We start from the raw sequence: 19359 nt of genomic DNA, 5'->3' as shown, positions 1-19359 counted from the left end.
TTATCCGTGATAGATAATTGCTATCAGCGAAAGGTCACGGAGCATGCGATGATGCCAGCCACTAAAGAAATTAGGAGCTTCCGCTAACTATTATAAGAACTGCTTTTAACCTATACTTCATACCAAATAGACGCATTGCCATAATAATAATGAGACCTCTATTAGCCACCGTTTTATTCTTCCTAGCGCTTTTTGTATTTCATGCAAATGCCGCGATTAAAGATATTCAGCCTCTTTGCCAGAATAGTGTCGACGAATGTTTATCGAAAATCAGAGCACAGCAATCTCTATTAGATAAGAACACGCCACCATGGTGGGACCTTCAAGTAAGAAGGTTTGATATCTTATTTAACTTTCAACGTTATGATGAGCTTTATGCCCTTCTAAGGCCATGGCTTGAGGCTACAAATTTGAAAGGAATGCCAGAGTACAAGCCACTAGTTTCTCTGTTTTTCGGTAAGTGGTTACGTGCCAGTGGCCGAGAGCAGGAAGCAAGAATAGCGTTAACTATATCTTTGACGGGCTTGAGAGCACAATATGAAACGATGCCGTCCCCTCAATTAGGTATAAGAATTTTAAATCTTTTGACTGTGCTTGGTAAAACGAAAGAAGCGCAGGACTTTGCTGAGCAACTGGAAGGTGAAAACTATAATGCGCCTGTCTTTTATCATGAGATCTTTGCTGAGCTTGGGCACGCCGCGCTAAAAGAAGGCGATAACGCAAAACATATTGAATATCGAATTAAATCGTTGAATTGGGCGTTGAAACTACCCGATTATCAACAGCAAGCTATCGCCTACAGCAATTATGCTGTAGCGCTTCGCAACAATAGGAATTATCAGGAGGCAGAGCAGGCTTTCCTGAATGGTTTAGCATGTGCGGAGCAAGCGAAGGATATCGCTCAAATTAACAGTATTAAGTTACGGATAGCGGAAAACGCTACGCTTGGCAACGACCCTGAAAAAGCGAGACGTTGGCTCAAGCAAATATCTGTTGAGGGGCTTCCATCTTTACAGCTATCGCGCTACCGAAAATTGGTAAAAGATAACGCACCGCATTAATCGTTAGGTTCATTTCGATTAGCTGCAGGCAAAATGCACGTTGCGGCACGCTTTTTATCTCAGCCGCACTTATTAGTATTTACGACGTTTCAGGCCTGTTTCAGCCAAAATTTTTGCGGAAATTTCCTCAATAGAATATTTAGTGCTGTTTAAAAACGGAATTTTTTCCTTTCTATACAGGTTCTCAACTTCACGAAGCTCCATCCTACATTGTGGTAGCGATGCATATTTGCTGTTTGCACGGCGCTCCGAACGTATTTGATGGAGTCTATCCGCTGCAATGGTTAACCCAAAGAGTTTATGCTTGTATCGTCGCAGAGCAGGGGGAAGCTTCAGCATGTCGCCCATGTCTTCTTCAGTAAAAGGGTAGTTCGCTGCTTTTATTCCGTATTGAAGGGCTAAGTAAAGACTTGTTGGCGTTTTACCCGACCGTGAAACGCCGGTAAGTATAATATCGGCTTCGTCGTAGTCTTTTAGGTTAGAACCGTCATCATTAGCCAATGCGTAGTTTACGGCTTCAATTCTAATATCGTAGGTGGTTTCGTGGATACTGTGTGTACGATGTTTTTCTGGTTTTGAAGGAACACCTAATACTTTTTCCAGTGGCGCTACGAATTGATCGAGAAAATTATAGTTAATGCCCACGGATTTAGAGATTATTTTGCGAATATCTACATTCACAATTGTATAAAAAACGAGCGGCCTCTCTCCGGTGTCTTGAAAACTTTCAGAAATTTGCTGTAAAACTTTGTGAGCTTGTTCCTCAGTTTCAACGAAAGGAATAGTGTTGTGATTGAAAGAAACAGGAAACAGAGAAAGCAGGGCGTGGCCAAAGACCTCTGCAGTGATGGCTGTACCATCTGAAATATAAAAAGCTGTGCGCACAACATATCCTTAACATTGGTGTAATTTTATTACAAAAGTAATAAAGGGTTTACTTTCTGAATTTCCCCATTCTAAGATGATTTCGTCGAAAAGCTACACGGTTCTTGTGAATGATCGCAAATATCAACAGGTTTGCTGTCAAACGTAATGGACAGCGTTACTAGTGGTTCTCACCACATATCGACAACAATTTGATGGGTTTCAGGTGATAAAAAGCACATACCTGAAATCAACCTCATACCCTACACATAAAAAAGCTGGAGGCTTGGGCTGTGCAAGAATACGTACTTTGGTATCAAGAACTGGGCATGCATGATGTGGGTCGCGTAGGCGGCAAAAATGCATCATTAGGCGAGATGATTTCAAACCTGGCGAACGCCGGTGTGCAGGTGCCGGGAGGTTTTGCTACCACCGCCGAGGCATTTAATGAGTTTCTAGAGCAAAGTGGTCTAGAAGCGCGCATCCACGAAGTCTTAGACTCGTTAGACGTAGATGACGTAAACGCACTGACCGAAGCGGGTAAGAATATCCGCCAGTGGATCATCGACACACCTTTCCAAGGAAAGCTAGAAGAAGAAATCAAAACTGCGTTTGTCACATTACAGGGTGATGCAGGTGAAGAAGCGTCATTCGCAGTGCGTTCATCAGCCACGGCTGAAGATATGCCTGATGCGTCTTTCGCAGGACAACAAGAGACTTTCCTAAACGTTAAAGGCTATGAAGCCGTGCTTGTGGCAATTAAGCACGTGTTCGCATCGCTATTTAACGACCGCGCTATTTCATATCGCGTTCACCAAGGGTACGACCACAAAGGCGTGGCGCTATCTGCAGGCATTCAACGCATGGTGCGTAGTGATATCGCATCATCAGGCGTTATGTTTACTATTGATACAGAGTCTGGCTTTGAAGACGTTGTATTTATTACCAGCTCATTTGGTTTAGGTGAAATGGTGGTGCAAGGTGCGGTTAACCCTGATGAGTTTTATGTTCACAAACCAACACTTGATAAAGGCCTGCCTGCTATCGTTCGTCGTAACCTTGGTAGTAAGCTTACCAAAATGGTGTACTCAGATGATGAAGCACACGGTAAGCAAGTGTCTATTGTCGATATTGATGCAGCTGACAGCAAAACCTTCTCGTTGACTGATGACGAAGTGATGGAGCTTGCTAAGCAGGCGCAGATCATTGAAAACCACTACAAGCGTCCTATGGACATTGAATGGGCCAAAGACGGCGCAGACGGCAAGCTTTACATCGTACAGGCTCGCCCAGAAACAGTACGCAGCCGTGAAGACTCACAAAGCATTGAGCGCTTCCAGTTGAAAGGTCAAAGCAACATTGTTTGTGAAGGCCGTGCAATTGGTCACAAAATCGGTGCTGGTGTAGCGAAAGTGCTTGATTCAATTGAAGAGATGGACAAAATCCAGGCGGGTGATGTTCTGGTAACTGACATGACAGACCCTGACTGGGAACCTATCATGAAGAAGGCCTCTGCCATTGTTACCAACCGCGGTGGCCGTACGTGTCACGCAGCAATCATTGCGCGTGAATTAGGTATTCCAGCGGTTGTGGGTTGTGGTAACGCGACTGACAATATCAAGAACGGCGACAAAATTACTGTATCTTGTGCTGAAGGTGACACTGGTTTTATCTACGGTGACGAACTAGAGTTCGACGTAGTGACATCACGCATTGATGCAATGCCTGACCTACCGCTAAAAGTGATGATGAACGTAGGTAACCCAGACCGCGCATTCGACTTTGCTCGCTTGCCAAACGCAGGTGTTGGTCTTGCTCGCCTTGAGTTTATTATCAACCGCATGATTGGTGTGCACCCTAAAGCACTACTTAATTTCGACAGTCAGCCTGAAGAGTTGAAAGAAGAAATTAGCGATATGATTGCAGGCTACGAGTCGCCTACGGAATACTACATCGAGAAATTGGTGGAAGGTATATCAACCATTGCTGCAGCGTTCTCGCCAGAGAAAGTCATCGTTCGTATGTCAGATTTCAAATCGAACGAATACTTTAACTTGGTTGGCGGCTATCAATACGAGCCTGACGAAGAGAACCCAATGTTGGGCTTCCGTGGTGCAAGCCGTTACATTTCTGAAGATTTCCGCGATTGTTTTGCTCTTGAATGTGAAGCAATTAAACGGGTTCGCAACAAAATGGGTTTAACCAATGTTGAGATCATGATCCCGTTCGTACGCACGCTAGAAGAAGGTCGTAAAGTTATCGAGCTTCTAGAAGAGCAAGGTTTGAAGAAAGGTGAAAATGGACTTCGCGTTATTATGATGTGTGAACTGCCATCAAACGCATTGCTTGCAGATAAGTTCCTAGACATTTTCGACGGTTTCTCTATTGGGTCTAACGACTTAACGCAGTTAACCCTAGGCCTAGACCGTGATAGCGGCCTTATTGCGCACTTGTTTGACGAGCGTGACGAAGCAGTTAAAGCATTGCTGTCAATGGCAATCCAGGCAGCGAAGAAGCGTGGAAAATACGTAGGCATTTGTGGTCAAGGTCCATCAGATCACGAAGACTTCGCCGCGTGGCTGGTACAAGAAGGGATTGATTCGGTATCACTTAACCCTGATACCGTGGTTGAAACCTGGCTTTACCTGGCTGAAAAGCACGGCTAATTACGTAGCTCAGATGTGAAGGCGAGATAGGGTCAGAACTATCTAATTTTCCATCTAACGTCGTGTTATGTCACGATGTTACCGCTTTGATACTATTGAAAAAGAGACCATAAGGTCTCTTTTTTTGTTAGGCAACTTAAAGTGATGGCCACTCATTTAGAAGCAAATCTTTGCTCGTGTTTCATTCCTTAAAAAAACTGTGGTTATTTAGCAAAACTATGCACTTTTGCGTGTTGAAAACATGACTTTGTGTAATTAAATATGTAATATTACATAGTGACTTTCACTTTGAATCTTTGATTAATAATTAACTTGGTTGAATTCTCATGGCACATAATGACAGCGCAGTTTCAGTAAACACTTCCGAAGAAAATGTTATGCAATCAGGCTCTGTGGTAGAGCAGTTGGCGCAAGCCCAAAAAGAAATTAACGAACTTAAAATGCAGTTGATGTGGATGGAACGCAACTACGAGTGATTACCTAGTTGTTAAACTCGGGCTTAAATAGTCCGAGTTTTTTGTTTGTTTGAAATGAAATTGTGAAAGTATACACTGTTACTTTCATTTTTAGGCAGTCTTTACGGGTAAAGCTTCTTTCACTGAGTTTAAATTTATGTGTTAGTGTAGTTAAATAACGATAGCAATATTTTAGGTACAGGGAAGGGAAGAAAAATGGCTTATCGGTTCAAATTTTTTGCTCAACCAGTAATCACTAATATAAGAACCCTTTGTGAAGCAGCACTTGTAGAATTCACTATCGGTTTGATTTGTGCGGTATTTGCTTACGCAAGTTATGGTATTTTCGTCCATCTTTTCGTCGCATGCATTGTTATCTCCCTCGCGTGCTTCTGCTTGAGCATCTACAACCTTTACTGTCTTTATTCTCACCCTTAAAGTGTTTTATAAAATCCTGAGCTTCTCTACTAAGCTTTTGATTCTAGATAAACGTAACTACGGGTGCATGCCTAGCGTGTAAAGTTAACCTTGTACTACTTTAAATAGATAATTTTCCACGCAGAAGGCGTTGATAAGTTCACTAGCCAAACCTAGATATGCAGCAAATAGAAAGGGGTATAAAGTACACTGATAAAAGAGGGTAAACACATGATGTGTTTACCCTTTTTAAATGCTTAAAGCACGGCTTTGAGATTTAACTCGTGACGATGCTGGTTATTTAAGTGCTTATGCTTTTAGCTGGTTACCGATAGGTAACTGACGAATACGCTTACCACACGCAGCAAAAATGGCATTACAGAGCGCTGGTGCGTATACCGGCGTTGCTGGTTCACCTACACCGGCTGGCGGAGCATCGCTTTCAATTACTTCTACGTCTACCTCTAGCGGTGAATCGCTCATACGCGGTACACGGTAGTTGTGGAAGTTACTTTGCTGTACACGACCTTTATCAAAGGTAATACCGTCACTGATGGCGGTGGTAATACCGTATACTGAGCCGCCTTGCGTTTGGTTTTTCACCGTGTCTGTATTAACCACAGTACCTGCATCAATGGCTACCCATGATTTAATCACGCTAAGATCGCCAGCGTCAGACACTTCAACTTCAACCACAGTAGCAACGTAAGTTAAGAAGCTACGGTGCGCAGCAATACCCAGTCCGCGGCCTTTTGGCATCTCTCGACCCCAACCAGCCATGTCAGATACTTTCTCAATTACATTGCGAAGACGACCTGTATCCAAAGGATAAACCGACTTATCACCCCAATAGTTTTGATATTCGGCTTTTTGATCCGTCACATCAATAATTCTATCAGGACCAATTACTTCCAATAGGTAATCTTTAGCGTCTTTACCTGCTTTGTGGGCTGCTTCATTAATAAACGACTGTACAGCAAACGCGTGGAAGATGTTCGATACTGAACGCATCCATCCAATACGGGCTTTGGCTGGTGCTTCACCGCGCTCTAGCTTCATATTAGGTGTAAGAATTGGATTGTCTGTAAAGCCCAAATCTAACTCAAAGCTAAAGGGGGCGTTCGCGCCTTCTTGGAACGTAGAGGCAATAGGTGAAAACGCGGTTCTGTGAAGATAAGCATCAATTTTACCGTTTTCATCAAGTGCAGCCTCAACATGTTGAGCAGAAACTGCGTGATAGAAACCGTGCTGAATATCATCTTCACGTGTCCATTGAACGCGAATTGGCTTACCGGTTTTCATTGATAGATATGCCGCTTCCGCTGAAAAGTCAGGCTTAGACTTACGCCCGAAAGCACCACCCAACATGGTAACGTGAACATTGATTTTTTCTTTGTCCATGCCAACCATAGCGCCCACGGTTTCCATATCAGCCTGCGGATTTTGTGTTGCTGCCCATACGTCAACGCGATCTTCATAGTACATGGCAGTAGCACAAGGTGGCTCCATTGGGGCTTGTGCTAAATGCGGCACGTAATAGTCAGCAACCAGCTTGTCGCTGGCTTTTTCTAAAACGCTCAACGCATCGCCTTTTTCTCTAACAAGCGCTTGAGGTGCATTTACTGTGTTAAGCAACTGCTCTTTAAAGTTCGCTGAGTTATAGTCGCCATTTGCACCATCGTCCCAAGTTACTTCTAACGCTTTGCGGCCTTGCCATGCTGCCCATGTGTTGCTAGCTATAATGGCTAGCCCACCTTTTGGCTGGAACTGGGGCGCACCTTTTGGCGCTGGAATTTCAATTACATCAACAACGCCATTAACCGCTTTTGCTTTATCTGCATTAAAGCTTTTCACCTTACCGCCCACTACAGGAGGGCGTTCGATTATTGCAACAAGTGCTTTTGGCTCGCGCACGTCGGCGGCGAAGGTTGCTTTACCGGTAACGATATCTTGAAGGTCGATATGCGCCATACCGGTATTGATGTAACGCCATTCTTTCCTTTCTTTAAGCTTAAGCTTATCTGCTTCTGGCGGCGTAATGGTTAATGCATCGTCTATTAAGTCTTTATACGCAAGCGTTTTACCTGAAGTGTGTGTTACCACATGCTGCTCGGCAACACAGGTACTTGGCTCAACACCCCAACGCTTAGCTGCTGCATGTTGCATCATATAACGCACGCTTGCGCCCATTTCTCGAAGACGCTGCATATTGAAGCGGATACTACGCGAGCCATCGGTGTTTTGGTCACCGTATTTGGGGTCGCCTTTGCCTTGAATAACAATGACTTTGTCCCACGCCGCTTCCATTTCGTCAGCGACAATTTGCGCAATGGCGGTTCGGATCTGTTGACCCATTTCGCTGCGGTGACACGTTACTTCAACCATGCCGTCAGGGCGAAGTGCAATGAACAAGTTTGCGCGTTTTGCGTTTTCCGCCGGCTTTGCTAATACGCCAGCCATGGCGCGAGGTGCACCACCCATAAAATAGGTACCAAGAACCAGCGCACCCGTCGCTGCTGTCGATTTTAAGAAACTGCGGCGATTCATATCAAAATAGGTATTCTCACTCATGCTTCTTCTCCCGCTTGGGTTGGGTCAAAGTAGCTCACGCCAGCGTTACTGCTTATTGATTTCGACGCAGACTTAATGGCCTTGTGAATGCGAGGGTAGGTGCCGCATCGACAGATGTTGCCCGACATATTCTGAACAATTTCTTCGTCGCTTGGTGTTGGGTTGGTTGATAACAGGCTGGCGGCTTGCATGATTTGCCCACATTGGCAGAAACCACATTGTGGTACTTTGTGTTCTACCCACGCTTTTTGGACAGGATGATCGCCATTTTCGCTTAGCCCTTCAATAGTGGTAATTTTTCTGCCTTGAACGGCTGACACAGGCAATACGCAAGAGCGTTGTGCCATGCCATCAATGTGAACAGTACAAGCGCCACATTGCGCCATACCACAGCCAAACTTAGGTCCTGTAAGATTTAATTCGTCACGAAGGTACCACAACACTGGTGTTGATGGGTCACCAGAAAATTCGTGTTTGTTACCATTAACGGTAAACGTGATCATGGTCTTGTCTCCATAGGTAAGCGAAAGATATGACTTGGACCAGATTGTTTAAACCTAGCCTACCCAAGCAGCGCAATGCGGGGTCAACGCATTACACAAAATCATATCGTTACGGTTACATTGCCTGATGATACGAACTATCTAAGATGCTGAGCATGCTCAGATAATTGCCACTATTATTATTAAAGGCTTCGCAATTTATACTTTAGATTACGTTAACACGCATTGTATGATTACGCATTTACATAAGTTTAAATGTAAAGTGGTTGCGACAAAATGAGATAGGAGCGCCAACAGCTTCGCTGTTAAGGAATGTGAAGTTTGACCTTGTCTAGCAGGGGCACATGCCCGCTTGTAAAAAAAGAGAAACTAGCGAAGCTTTCTCATTAAAAGAAATCGGTCTAGTTTGCGCGCACTCAACGTCATCGCCCTTTGGCTAAATTTGAGCCAACCCCTTGCTCGTGGCCAGTCATAACTCAACAGGACTAAGCCAGATACAACCAAAAGTATAGAGCCTGGGAGTAAAGTTAAAACAATTCCGCCAACAAACAAGATTGCTCCTAGCGTGAGCCTTAATATACGCATGCGTCTTAACTCGATAAAAATAGAAAATGTACGCTTAGTCTCACTCAAAAGTCTTTCTTTGCCAATGATAAAAATGTAAATGTTTGTGCTGTACCTTTCGATATAGATGTGTGCAGTAAATACGCTGATATTGTCAAATTAGTAATCGATTAAATGCCAATGGGAAACCATTAGCCTTATTGCATAAGCGGCGACCTGCCTACTGACTATACGTCAGTGGACATCGCGAAAGATGCAAAAGACGTGTTGCGTCATTTTGCTATGCACTTGCAAATGAAAGCGGAAAACGTGGTTAACGCAGAGGGCGCTGATGAAAGCTAGAAAGCCTTTAGCGAACTTTTACTTAGTCGAACTGTGAGCTTGTTTACCATGCAAAACACCCCAGATTTTTGGGGCCAATAATAGTCCGGCTTTTTATAACACCTCAAGTCCACAAGGTTAATGAAGCTGCGTAACGTCCGGCAGGGGAAACCGCTCTGCCGGGCATTTCAATCTTTGTCTTGGTACACCGGCATCCATAAAAACCTGACCGTCTGGTGTAAAGCCAATGGACTTATGATATGAAACGCTTTCAAGGTTGCATATCACTTTAATGTTAGGAACGTTATTTCGCTTGGCGACGGTTATTAAAGCTTCAAACAAAGCACGATAAACAGGGAGTGTCCGGTGGCAGCGCTTTACGGCAATTCGACCTAGTTCACCTCGTTGGGTTAATCGCCCGGTAGCAATGGGTTCGTTTTCATCGTTAATAATAAGCACATGACATGCAGAGTGGTCGTGCTCGTCGAACTCGCTCGCTTCAGGCACGCGCCACTCTAAAACAAAAACATGTTCCCTCAGTGCTTTAAGTCGATGTTTATCCTTTTCCCAATCGACGTTTTGTATAGTAAACGCCATACTTACCTGTTAACCCTCGAACCATTCCCAGTAACCATTATTGATAAGTGTAGTTAAGGTTTCTAAAAATGTAAAAGAGGGGGCATCTTGGCAACACGTTGCGTTCAAAATGCCGCCTGATGCCAACACTTCAAACCATTCTTGGTCACGTTTAGAAAAAGCAAATTGACTGCCGTTGACGTAAAGCGCTCGAGGAAGCCCGCGTTTGCCATCACATATTAATGGTCTAACCCCAGGTGCAGGGACAAAGCTTATACCAGCGGCAAACTCATTTGAGATTTGCTCTAAGCTAACCTCATCCTCAAGAGGATACTCGGGTATACCTTGCTCGCTCATTGCTTCAAGTAGCGCGAAGGTAAAATCCTCCCCGTTTATGGCGTCTATTAACTGTTGTTTTAACGCTGCAACATCACTTGAACTAACTAACGCGGGATTAGCCTGACCGGCTCTGGCAGGATCTGTAAAGCGGTAATTGCCTGGGCCTTTATCCAGCATCATTGCTAAGCTTTCAGCCAATTGAAGATTATCGGGGGCGCGATAACCTACTGAATAGGTCAGGCTGTCTTCAATAGTTTGTCCGTCATGAGGCCAACCCGGCGGGACGTAAACTACATCACCAGGTTCAACAATAACGTCTATTACAGGGTCAAAACCCTCTATTTGCCGTAGTTTCGGGTGCGGGAAGATTTCTTTGTAATTTGCAGGCTTACCCACTCGCCAGCGTCTTTTTCCCTTACCCTGAACAAGAAATACATCGTATTGGTCGATATGAGCGCCAACGCCAGCACCGTTTGTGGCAAAACTTACCATCAGGTCATCCAATCTCCAGTTAGGTACAAAAGAGAATGGTTCCAAGATGGGCGCCACGTCTGGCACATATTTATCTACACCCTGAACGAGCAAGGTCCAGTTGCCTTGGCACGCGTTATCAAAATCGTTAATTGGCCCTTGTTCAACATGCCAGCTCCCCTGCACGTGGCTAATAATCCTCGCGTCAACCTCGGGCTCCTGCGCTAGGCCTGCTAGATCATTTTCATCTATTGGGTCGGTGAAGTCTAAAAAGAACTGCTTTATTACAACCGGTTTTTGTTGCCAGTAGTGCTTCAAGAATGTTTCTGCGGTAAAGCCGTTACCGGATTGTGCATCAATAAAATACGTGTTGTCGTTATTGCCCATAGCATCTCTTTGTTGTAAGCCAGTTTTATGGTTTTTTTGCTGTCCCAAGTGATAAAAAATAGCAGTTTAGCGCGCGTAAGTATTAATAAATAGGAGCCAATACAGCACGTGAAACAAGTCAGTATTAAAAGCCACTCTGGGTCAAAAGGTAATGGTATCGTAAAAGCGGCATTATCATTTATTGGTAACCTGATTGCTACCTTAGTGCAGTAAAAGCTAACAATGATTTATGTTTGAGATAAGCGTGTAATCCGGTGAGTGATAAATAATATCGTTAACGGTTTAAATTTGCTGCTGCCGCTTTATGCGAATCTAGGTAAAATGGTTTCGTTGAACCTTGCACGCATTTAGCATATGTACGCGTTTAGAAACGTCGATTTGGTCTGAATTAGTGTCTTATAAAAACGTAGTGCCTTGATGCAGTGACTTGCAGGGACGGATTCATCGGTTTGCTTATTATCACTAGGCAACGCTTTGATGTTTTGTTGCCAAAAGGTGGCATTACTATGGGTAATTGGGATGCCGGATTTACCAGCTGGCGCGACAAACACTCGGTGTGTGTTTTCACATATCGCGATAGTACTCGGCGCAGTAAATTGCTCTAACATTGCCGCTTTATTAACAGTAGTACCCCAGATATCAAACCCTGCGGGTGAACGATTAGATGAGCCCGAAATCAGAGCGCCTGTCGCAATGCCAACGCGAAGTTGACAAGGCATTGATACGAGAAGGCTATTGCGACTTACAAGGTCACGAGCCTTTACAGCAAACTCTACAGCGTTTGTTGCGCAAAGATGAAGGGCTTTGTCAGCCACTTCATTCTTGGTTAGAAATCCCACAACAATGTACTGGTCGCCGTTGGTTTTTAACGGTGTTAGCTGCGAAGATGTCGCAATTTCATCGAAATGAGCGAAAAGCGCTTCCACGACGCTAGCACACATCATGTCCCCGTATTTTTCTGTCAAACGCTGAAAATTCGAAAGATCACAAAAAATGACAACCGCACTAGACACCTTTTGCTTAATGCTGATACTCCCTGGGTCATTGCTGTTTAATGACTCAATAGATGCAGTTGACAAAGTGCTTTTGGTGCCAAAATTAGGGATGCACTGATTATCAAGTTCGAAAAATTTCGTATCTTTCGTATTGTATAAATCCATCTATCCGCTCCCGTTTTATCTGCACTGAATAGTCAGTAGAGATAGGTATAAAAAAACGCGGTGTTAATGACCGCGTTTTTTAGTGTAGTGGAAAGCGTAGTGGCTTATAACTGATCTACAAGCCTGATTGCATCACCAATGTATGTAGCAGGCGTTAATGCCTTAAGCTCTGCTTTGGCCGCTTCTGGCATATCTAGGTTATCAATAAACTCAGCAATAACGTCAGCATTTACTTTTTTACCACGGGTCAGCTCTTTTAGCTTCTCGTATGGCTTTTCAATACCGTAACGACGCATAACAGTTTGAATAGGCTCTGCAAGCAGTTCCCAATTGTTGTTTAGCTCGTTAAGTAAGCTTTGCTCATTAACTTCTAACTTACTGATACCTTTCAAAGTAGCCTGATACGCAATAACTGCATAACCTACACCTACGCCAAGGTTACGTAGTACGGTCGAGTCGGTAAGGTCACGCTGCCAGCGAGAGATAGGAAGCTTAGCTGCTAAATGGTCAAAAATAGCGTTCGCCAGACCTAAGTTGCCTTCTGAGTTTTCGAAATCGATAGGATTAACTTTGTGTGGCATGGTAGAAGAGCCGATTTCGCCAGCTACCGTTTTTTGCTTGAAGTGACCCAGTGCAATGTAACCCCAAACGTCACGGTCGAAATCGATAAGAATGGTGTTAAAGCGCGCAATGGCATCAAACATTTCTGCAATATAGTCATGCGGCTCTATTTGCGTAGTGAACGGGTTCCACGTAAGACCAAGTGAGGTAACAAACTTCTCTGAAACGTCGTGCCAATCTACATTTTTATATGCTGACAAGTGTGCGTTGTAGTTGCCCACAGCCCCGTTAATCTTACCAAGTAACTCAACACCTGCGATTTGGCTACGCTGACGCTTTAGGCGAATAGCCACATTTGCCATTTCTTTACCCATGGTGGTAGGTGAAGCAGGCTGACCGTGAGTACGTGCCATCATAGGTACGTTCTGGTAGCGCTTAGCAAGCTCTACTAGCGCTTCAATTAATTTGTCACAGTAAGGAAGAATAACGGTCTCGCGGGCTTCGCGAAGCATTAAGCCGTGTGAAAGGTTGTTGATGTCTTCAGACGTACACGCAAAGTGGATAAACTCATTTACCGCTGAAAGCTCACTATTGTCGGCCACCTTCTCTTTAAGAAAGTATTCAACCGCTTTCACGTCGTGGTTTGTTGTGCGCTCGATTTCTTTAATGCGCATGGCATCTTCAACACTAAACTCAGCGACTATTTTGTCTAGTAGTGCATTTGACGTGTCTGTAAAAGCAGGAACTTCTTCAATTTGTGGGTTAGTAGACAGCATTTGTAACCAACGTACTTCTACTTCTACACGGTATTTTAATAAGCCGTACTCACTGAAAATACTGCGTAATTCTACGCTTTTGCCAGCATATCGACCATCGACAGGGGAAATTGCAGTTAACTGACTCAGTTCCACCTTAAGCTCCTCACTAGTTTATTAATCGTAGTGCTTTAACAGCACTGTTAAGAATGTGTTTGCGTTTAAATAAAATGTTTCTTCGTTTTCCACCCATCTGACGCCACATTACTGCAGCCCTAACACCTGCAAGCAAAAGCGCACGCACTTTATGCTGAGTAGCAGGTTGGCTTAAATAATCTGGGTTACCAGCTACCTGAATACGCGGTGCTAGCGGACTGATGATATCGCTGTAAATGCTCGCTAAGGAGGAGACTATTTGTGGGTTTTGGAAATCGATGTGAGCAAGCTGGCGCTGAACATGGGAAATACGTTCGCCCAGTTCCTGCATTGCTTTAGGCTTTCTCGCTAGCTTTCTTTCAAGACCTAGAATACTAGCAATATAGCGAGTTAATTCCGTATCTTTTGTTGCTTGTTTGTCAGATAGCTGTGCTGCGAGTGTGGTGTAACCGGTTTTTAAGTTAGCGAGCTGACCGAAGACCTGTTGAGGTGTTTCTGGGTCAGTAACCAGTATGCTCGATAAGCTGGCCTCTATAGCTTCGTTATCGGCAGAACCTCGTCTGGCAAGCTGCTGAACCAGCGCAGCAGCTTGACATACACCAGCAAGCGCTAGGTTATTTTCTATGTCGGTATCTAACATCAGCGAATATAACTCTCAATAATACCGCCGCCAAGGCAAACTTCGTCACTATAGAACACCGCTGACTGCCCCGGCGTTACCGCCTTCTGCGGCTCATCAAACATCACTTCAATGGTGTCGTCTTGAGCTGGCGTTATTGTACATGGGATATCGGCCTGACGATAACGGGTTTTAACTACCGCGCGCATAGGCTCTGTAATTGTTTTTCTATCCACCCAGTGTAGCTGCTTTGCTACCAATCCTTTAGAGTAAAGGCGAGGGTGGTCGGCACCTTGGCCCACAATAAGCACGTTGCGAGCAACATCTTTATCTACCACATACCAAGGGTCGTCACCGTATTTGGCCAAACCACCAATGTGTAAGCCTTTACGTTGACCTAACGTGTGATACATCAAGCCTTCGTGTTGGCCAATTTCTTCGCCTTCTGCTGTTTCAATAACGCCAGGCTGAGCTGGAAGGTAACGAGCCAAGAAGTCTTTAAATTTGCGTTCACCAATAAAGCAAATCCCGGTTGAGTCTTTCTTATCGTGAGTGATAAGACCTTGCTCCTCGGCGATTTTGCGAACTAATGGCTTTTCGATGTCACCTACAGGAAAGAGCGTTTTTGCAACGTGCTCTTCGCCTAATGTGTAAAGAAAGTAGCTCTGGTCTTTGTTGTTATCAAGGCCGCGTAGCATTTGCCATTTACCGTCTACTTCTCGGCGACGAACATAGTGACCGGTAGCAATGTAGTCTGCGCCTAGATCTTCTGCTGCAAATTCAAGAAACGCTTTAAACTTAATTTCTTTGTTGCACATAATATCTGGGTTTGGCGTACGGCCCGCTTTGTATTCCTCTAAGAAATACTCAAACACGTTATCCCAGTATTCAGCTGCAAAGTTAATGGTGTGTAGTTCAATGCCAAGTTTGTCAGCAACCGCTTGTGCATCTTTTAAATCTTCTGCAGCGGCACAGTATTCATCATTATCATCTTCTTCCCAGTTTTTCATGAAAAGACCTTCAACCTGATAACCCTGCTGTTGGAGTAGGTAGGCTGAAACAGATGAATCGACACCGCCGGACATACCGACGATCACTTTTTTGCTGGCGTTAGATTCAATATCACTCACTATGGATTGCACACTCATTTGATTAATAAAAAAGAAACCGTATTTGTTAAATCAGTCACCAATTAACATGTTGATAAATATGCTTAGGCGCTTACTCACTTAGTGGGCTATACCACTAATCAGCCACTTACAAATCGGCCCGTTTTCGAGGTCGCGGATTTTATCAGATTCCGACAGCTAATTCACATTTAATCCTTATCTGAATAAGTAATTAAATATGTGCCAAGCGGCCGTTGGCCTTTGCTGTAAAAAATTGTCTACATGCAAAGATGAACAGCAACCTTTAACAACGCTAAAAATCCGTAACGTTTCGGTGCCTCTTTTAGTGCGGTCAAGGAAGGTGATTTCAAGTATTAGAAATTGAATTGCCTTTAAAAGTAAACGTAGCTGCCATTATCAATACCATCAATGGTCCAATTACCTACGCGATATCTGATGAGCCGAAGGGTGGGGTAGCCGACGTGCGCTGTCATACGTCGCACTTGCCGGTTTCTGCCTTCTGTAATGGTAATTTCTACCCAGCTAGTAGGGATCGACTGTCTAAAGCGTACTGGCGGATTCCTCGGCCACACGCTAGGTGCTTCCATGGCCTTTACTTTAGCGGGGCGAGTCATCCCATCTTTTAATTCCACGCCGTCACGCAGCGCCTGCATTGCTTTTTCGTCCATAATACCTTCAACTTGCACCCAATAGGTTTTGCTGGTTTTAGCTTTTGGGTTAGCAAGTTTATGCTGAAGCTTTCCGTCATTGGTGAGTACGAGAAGACCTTCCGAATCTCTGTCGAGTCGTCCTGCGGCATACACACCGGGAACATCAATGTAGTCCTTAAGGGTTTCTCTACCGTCTGCATCAGTAAATTGAGATAAGACTTGAAAGGGCTTATTAAAAAGCACCACTTTAGCGTTTGAAGACATATTACTTCCGCTTGTATAAATTCAAAATTTCGGTGAGGGATTTTACGACAAATGACGATGCTTCGCATGGGAAAATCAACCGCAAATAGTGGTTTGCTCAATGAAGTTTGTCGATAAATTCGGTGATCTTATGAGTTAAGACAATGGTATGACTTGTAACTCAAACTTTCGACCCTATACTAATGGTCGCTTCCATATTTATAAGAGAGCGCATCTGCATAATTATTAGACAGTTTTAGCAGTGATAAGCGGGCTTGCTTATACATCGTATCTCGAAATTGCGTACGACTAAGTCGTCGAGTGCAAAGCCATGAGATGCATATTGCTAACATAGGGAATTGAATAATATGTAGGGAAGAAAACAGCAAGTGACCTAGTGCTTAATAAAAGCAAAAGGTGGAAAACATCAAATACGTTTCGCAATGACTGTGGGCGTGACATGAACATGTTGCGGGTTGTTGCGACCTAATGGACTAAAAACGACAATACTCTGTCGAAAAAATTGAGGTATATAATGACCAAGTCTAAGATCATCTATACGAAGACTGATGAAGCGCCAATGTTGGCGACATATTCACTTCTTCCAATTATCCAGAAGTTTGCTGCAGCTGCAGATATCGATGTAGAGCTAAGCGATATCTCACTTGCTGCGCGTGTATTGGCAAATTTCCCAGAGTATCTTTCTGAAGAGCAAAGAGTGCCAGACGCATTAGCAGAACTGGGTGAGATGACCCAAGACCCGAATGCTAACATCATCAAGCTTCCAAACATCAGTGCCTCAATTCCACAGCTTCGTGCAACTATCAAAGAATTAAACGCTAAAGGTTTTAACGTACCTGCGTTCCCTGATTCACCGAAAACAGCTGAAGACGAAGAAATTCGCGAGCGTTACGGTAAAGTATTAGGTAGTGCGGTAAACCCTGTGTTACGTGAAGGTAACTCGGACCGTCGTGCACCAACAGCGGTGAAGAACTATGCCCGCAAGCACCCGCATTCAATGGGGGAGTGGTCTCAAGCTTCTCGTTCACACGTTGCACATATGCGCGGTGGCGACTTCTACTCTGGCGAGAAGTCAGTAACAGTAGAGAAAGACGGCTACGTGAGCATTGAGTTCACAGGCAAAGATGGTAGTAAGAAAACCCTTAAGCCTCGTGTAGACCTGCTTGCTGGCGAAGTCATCGACGGCATGTTCATGAGCAAAAAAGCGCTGTGTGAGTTCTTCGAAGAGCAAATTGAAGATGCGAAAAACACAGGCATTCTTTTCTCGCTACACGTAAAAGCGACCATGATGAAGGTGTCTCACCCAATCGTGTTCGGTCACTGTGTAAAGGTGTTCTACAAAGATCTATTTAACAAATGGGGTGACCTGTTTGAAGAGCTAGGTGTTAATCCTAACAATGGTCTTGGTAGTGTTTACGACAAAATTGCGAGCTTACCTGAAAGCCAGCGCTCAGAAATTCAAAAAGACATCAATGCATGTTATGCCGACCGCCCACCAATGGCGATGGTAAACTCTGACAAAGGTATCTCGAACCTTCACGTACCAAGTGACGTAATTGTTGATGCATCTATGCCAGCTATGATCCGTAACTCAGGTCAAATGTGGGGACCAGATGGAAAGGCGCACGACACCAAAGCAGTTATCCCTGAAAGTACGTATGCAACTATTTACCAGGAAGTTATCAACTTCTGTAAAACGCATGGTGCATTCGACCCGACAACGATGGGTACGGTACCTAACGTTGGCTTAATGGCACAAAAAGCAGAAGAGTACGGTTCACATGACAAAACGTTTGAGCTAGAAGCAGACGGTACAGTGTCGATTGTTGACCAAGATGGCAATGTTCTTATCTCTCACGATGTTGAAGAAGGTGATATCTGGCGTATGTGTCAGGTGAAAGATGCACCTATTCAAGATTGGGTTAAGCTAGCGGTAACGCGTTCACGTCAATCTGGAATGCCTGCAGTATTCTGGCTAGATGACGAACGTGCTCACGATGCACAACTGATCAAAAAAGTTGAAAAGTACCTTCAGGATCACGACACCAATGGTCTAGACATTCAAATTATGTCTCCTGTACGCGCTATTCGTTACAGCATGGAACGTGCGATTCGCGGTCTAGATACCATCTCAGTAACCGGTAACGTACTTCGTGACTACTTAACTGACTTGTTCCCAATCCTAGAGCTTGGCACCAGTGCGAAAATGCTATCTATCGTGCCACTGATGGCTGGCGGTGGCCTTTACGAGACTGGTGCAGGCGGCAGTGCACCTAAGCACGTTCAACAGTTTGTTGAAGAAGGCCACTTGCGTTGGGATTCATTGGGTGAATTCCTAGCTCTAGCAGTATCGCTAGAAGATGTTGCAATTAAGCACAGCAACACCAAAGCAAAAGTTATTGCTACAGCGCTAGATAAAGCAACGGAAAAGCTGCTTAACAATGGTAAGTCTCCACTTCGTAAAGCAGGCCAGCTGGATAACCGTGGTAGCCATGTTTACCTAGGTCTATACTGGGCTGAAGAAGTAGCGAACCAGACGGAAGATGCTGACCTAGCAGCACAATTTAAGCCAGTGTATGAAGAGCTATCTGCAAAAATCGATGACATCTTGGCTGAGATTGATGCGACTCAAGGTAGCGCGCAAGACATTGGCGGTTACTACTACCCTGACGAAGACAAGCTTTTCGCAACCATGTCTCCAAGTAAGACATTAAAAGCTATCCTTGGTGCATAGTGATTTGCGTACATGCGTTAGGCTTTGAGGTCTAGCGCACAGAATAGTATTCTCAAATCTGACAAGCTATTCAAAACAACGTTTAAAAGCCCTCTCTTCAAACGAGAGGGCTTTTTTGTTTGCCCAGCGAAGCTG

At 44.4% G+C, this 19359-nt stretch carries 16 protein-coding genes; 5 read left to right on the top strand and 11 right to left on the bottom strand.

What is annotated here, in order from left to right; translation table 11 throughout:
• Positions 1-149: 149 nt before the first annotated feature.
• Positions 150-1061 (top strand): hypothetical protein, encoded by a 912-nt coding sequence (locus tag ACX5KA_RS18370; RefSeq protein WP_458731838.1) that lies wholly within the window; start codon positions 150-152, stop codon positions 1059-1061.
• A 72-nt stretch (positions 1062-1133) separates the two neighbouring features.
• Here ACX5KA_RS18370 and ppsR read toward each other — a convergent pair whose 3' ends face one another.
• On the bottom strand, positions 1134-1946 hold the full coding sequence (ppsR, locus tag ACX5KA_RS18365; RefSeq protein WP_039222165.1) for a posphoenolpyruvate synthetase regulatory kinase/phosphorylase PpsR: 813 nt from the start codon (positions 1944-1946) through the stop codon (positions 1134-1136).
• A gap of 272 nt (positions 1947-2218) precedes the next feature.
• On the opposite strand from ppsR, the gene ppsA reads away from it, so the two are divergent.
• Both ppsA and ACX5KA_RS18355 read left to right on the top strand, forming a co-directional pair.
• On the top strand, positions 2219-4591 hold the full coding sequence (ppsA, locus tag ACX5KA_RS18360; protein ID WP_458731837.1) for a phosphoenolpyruvate synthase: 2373 nt from the start codon (positions 2219-2221) through the stop codon (positions 4589-4591).
• Between the two features lie 326 nt (positions 4592-4917).
• Positions 4918-5067: a hypothetical protein gene (locus tag ACX5KA_RS18355; RefSeq protein WP_156964778.1), complete on the top strand. Its 150-nt coding sequence runs from the start codon at positions 4918-4920 to the stop codon at positions 5065-5067.
• Positions 5068-5772: 705 nt separating this feature from the next.
• Here the strand turns inward: ACX5KA_RS18355 and ACX5KA_RS18350 are convergent.
• The 3 genes from ACX5KA_RS18350 to ACX5KA_RS18340 form a co-directional block, all read right to left on the bottom strand.
• Positions 5773-8034 carry a molybdopterin cofactor-binding domain-containing protein gene (locus ACX5KA_RS18350; protein ID WP_458731836.1) on the bottom strand — a complete coding sequence of 754 codons (2262 nt, stop codon included), beginning with the start codon at positions 8032-8034 and terminating at the stop codon, positions 5773-5775.
• A complete protein-coding gene (locus ACX5KA_RS18345) occupies positions 8031-8537 on the bottom strand; it encodes a (2Fe-2S)-binding protein (protein WP_014976393.1) in 507 nt (168 codons plus the stop codon). The genes ACX5KA_RS18350 and ACX5KA_RS18345 overlap by 4 nt, the downstream gene beginning before the upstream one ends.
• A gap of 369 nt (positions 8538-8906) precedes the next feature.
• Complete coding sequence (locus ACX5KA_RS18340; protein ID WP_458731843.1) at positions 8907-9122, bottom strand: PGPGW domain-containing protein; 216 nt, start codon at positions 9120-9122, stop codon at positions 8907-8909.
• A gap of 183 nt (positions 9123-9305) precedes the next feature.
• Between ACX5KA_RS18340 and ACX5KA_RS18335 the strand changes: the two genes are divergently transcribed.
• A complete protein-coding gene (locus ACX5KA_RS18335; protein ID WP_276203239.1) occupies positions 9306-9443 on the top strand; it encodes a DUF4826 family protein in 138 nt (45 codons plus the stop codon).
• A 117-nt stretch (positions 9444-9560) separates the two neighbouring features.
• Here ACX5KA_RS18335 and ACX5KA_RS18330 read toward each other — a convergent pair whose 3' ends face one another.
• The 7 genes from ACX5KA_RS18330 to ACX5KA_RS18300 form a co-directional block, all read right to left on the bottom strand.
• Positions 9561-10019, bottom strand: a complete 459-nt coding sequence (locus ACX5KA_RS18330; RefSeq protein WP_039220671.1) for a GNAT family N-acetyltransferase — start codon at positions 10017-10019, stop codon at positions 9561-9563.
• 9 nt (positions 10020-10028) lie between these two features.
• Positions 10029-11195: a cupin domain-containing protein gene (locus ACX5KA_RS18325; protein ID WP_458731835.1), complete on the bottom strand. Its 1167-nt coding sequence runs from the start codon at positions 11193-11195 to the stop codon at positions 10029-10031.
• 347 nt (positions 11196-11542) lie between these two features.
• Positions 11543-12355 carry an adenylate/guanylate cyclase domain-containing protein gene (locus ACX5KA_RS18320; protein ID WP_458731834.1) on the bottom strand — a complete coding sequence of 271 codons (813 nt, stop codon included), beginning with the start codon at positions 12353-12355 and terminating at the stop codon, positions 11543-11545.
• 104 nt (positions 12356-12459) lie between these two features.
• Positions 12460-13827: an adenylosuccinate lyase gene (gene purB, locus ACX5KA_RS18315; RefSeq protein ID WP_039220668.1), complete on the bottom strand. Its 1368-nt coding sequence runs from the start codon at positions 13825-13827 to the stop codon at positions 12460-12462.
• A gap of 13 nt (positions 13828-13840) precedes the next feature.
• Positions 13841-14467, bottom strand: coding sequence for a high frequency lysogenization protein HflD (hflD, locus tag ACX5KA_RS18310; RefSeq protein WP_014949326.1), 627 nt, complete (start codon positions 14465-14467; stop codon positions 13841-13843).
• The gene (mnmA, locus tag ACX5KA_RS18305) at positions 14467-15594 is read right to left on the bottom strand and encodes a tRNA 2-thiouridine(34) synthase MnmA (protein WP_084081850.1); all 1128 of its coding nucleotides are present in this window, start codon (positions 15592-15594) and stop codon (positions 14467-14469) included. The genes hflD and mnmA overlap by 1 nt, the downstream gene beginning before the upstream one ends.
• Positions 15595-15947: 353 nt before the next feature.
• Complete coding sequence (locus ACX5KA_RS18300) at positions 15948-16490, bottom strand: rRNA large subunit pseudouridine synthase E (protein ID WP_039232680.1); 543 nt, start codon at positions 16488-16490, stop codon at positions 15948-15950.
• Between the two features lie 514 nt (positions 16491-17004).
• Here ACX5KA_RS18300 and ACX5KA_RS18295 point away from each other — a divergent pair.
• On the top strand, positions 17005-19224 hold the full coding sequence (locus tag ACX5KA_RS18295; RefSeq protein WP_458731833.1) for an NADP-dependent isocitrate dehydrogenase: 2220 nt from the start codon (positions 17005-17007) through the stop codon (positions 19222-19224).
• Positions 19225-19359: the final 135 nt, after the last annotated feature.

It is taken from the genome of Alteromonas alvinellae (genome assembly GCF_902705805.1).
The sequence above is the reverse complement of the archived record's forward strand: the minus strand, read 5'-3'. Positions and strand labels throughout refer to the sequence as shown.

Excerpts from the sequence above, each read along its gene's own strand:
- ACX5KA_RS18370 (WP_458731838.1), top strand. The coding sequence starts at position 150 with ATGAGACCTCTATTAGCCACCGTTTTATTCTTCCTAGCGCTTTTTGTA.
- ACX5KA_RS18355 (WP_156964778.1), top strand. The coding sequence starts at position 4,918 with ATGGCACATAATGACAGCGCAGTTTCAGTAAACACTTCCGAAGAAAAT.
- ACX5KA_RS18350 (WP_458731836.1), bottom strand. The coding sequence starts at position 8,034 with ATGAGTGAGAATACCTATTTTGATATGAATCGCCGCAGTTTCTTAAAA.
- ACX5KA_RS18345 (WP_014976393.1), bottom strand. The coding sequence starts at position 8,537 with ATGATCACGTTTACCGTTAATGGTAACAAACACGAATTTTCTGGTGAC.
- ACX5KA_RS18340 (WP_458731843.1), bottom strand. The coding sequence starts at position 9,122 with ATGCGTATATTAAGGCTCACGCTAGGAGCAATCTTGTTTGTTGGCGGA.
- ACX5KA_RS18330 (WP_039220671.1), bottom strand. The coding sequence starts at position 10,019 with ATGGCGTTTACTATACAAAACGTCGATTGGGAAAAGGATAAACATCGA.
- ACX5KA_RS18325 (WP_458731835.1), bottom strand. The coding sequence starts at position 11,195 with ATGGGCAATAACGACAACACGTATTTTATTGATGCACAATCCGGTAAC.
- ACX5KA_RS18320 (WP_458731834.1), bottom strand. The coding sequence starts at position 12,355 with ATGGATTTATACAATACGAAAGATACGAAATTTTTCGAACTTGATAAT.
- hflD (WP_014949326.1), bottom strand. The coding sequence starts at position 14,467 with ATGTTAGATACCGACATAGAAAATAACCTAGCGCTTGCTGGTGTATGT.
- mnmA (WP_084081850.1), bottom strand. The coding sequence starts at position 15,594 with ATGAGTGTGCAATCCATAGTGAGTGATATTGAATCTAACGCCAGCAAA.
- ACX5KA_RS18300 (WP_039232680.1), bottom strand. The coding sequence starts at position 16,490 with ATGTCTTCAAACGCTAAAGTGGTGCTTTTTAATAAGCCCTTTCAAGTC.
- ACX5KA_RS18295 (WP_458731833.1), top strand. The coding sequence starts at position 17,005 with ATGACCAAGTCTAAGATCATCTATACGAAGACTGATGAAGCGCCAATG.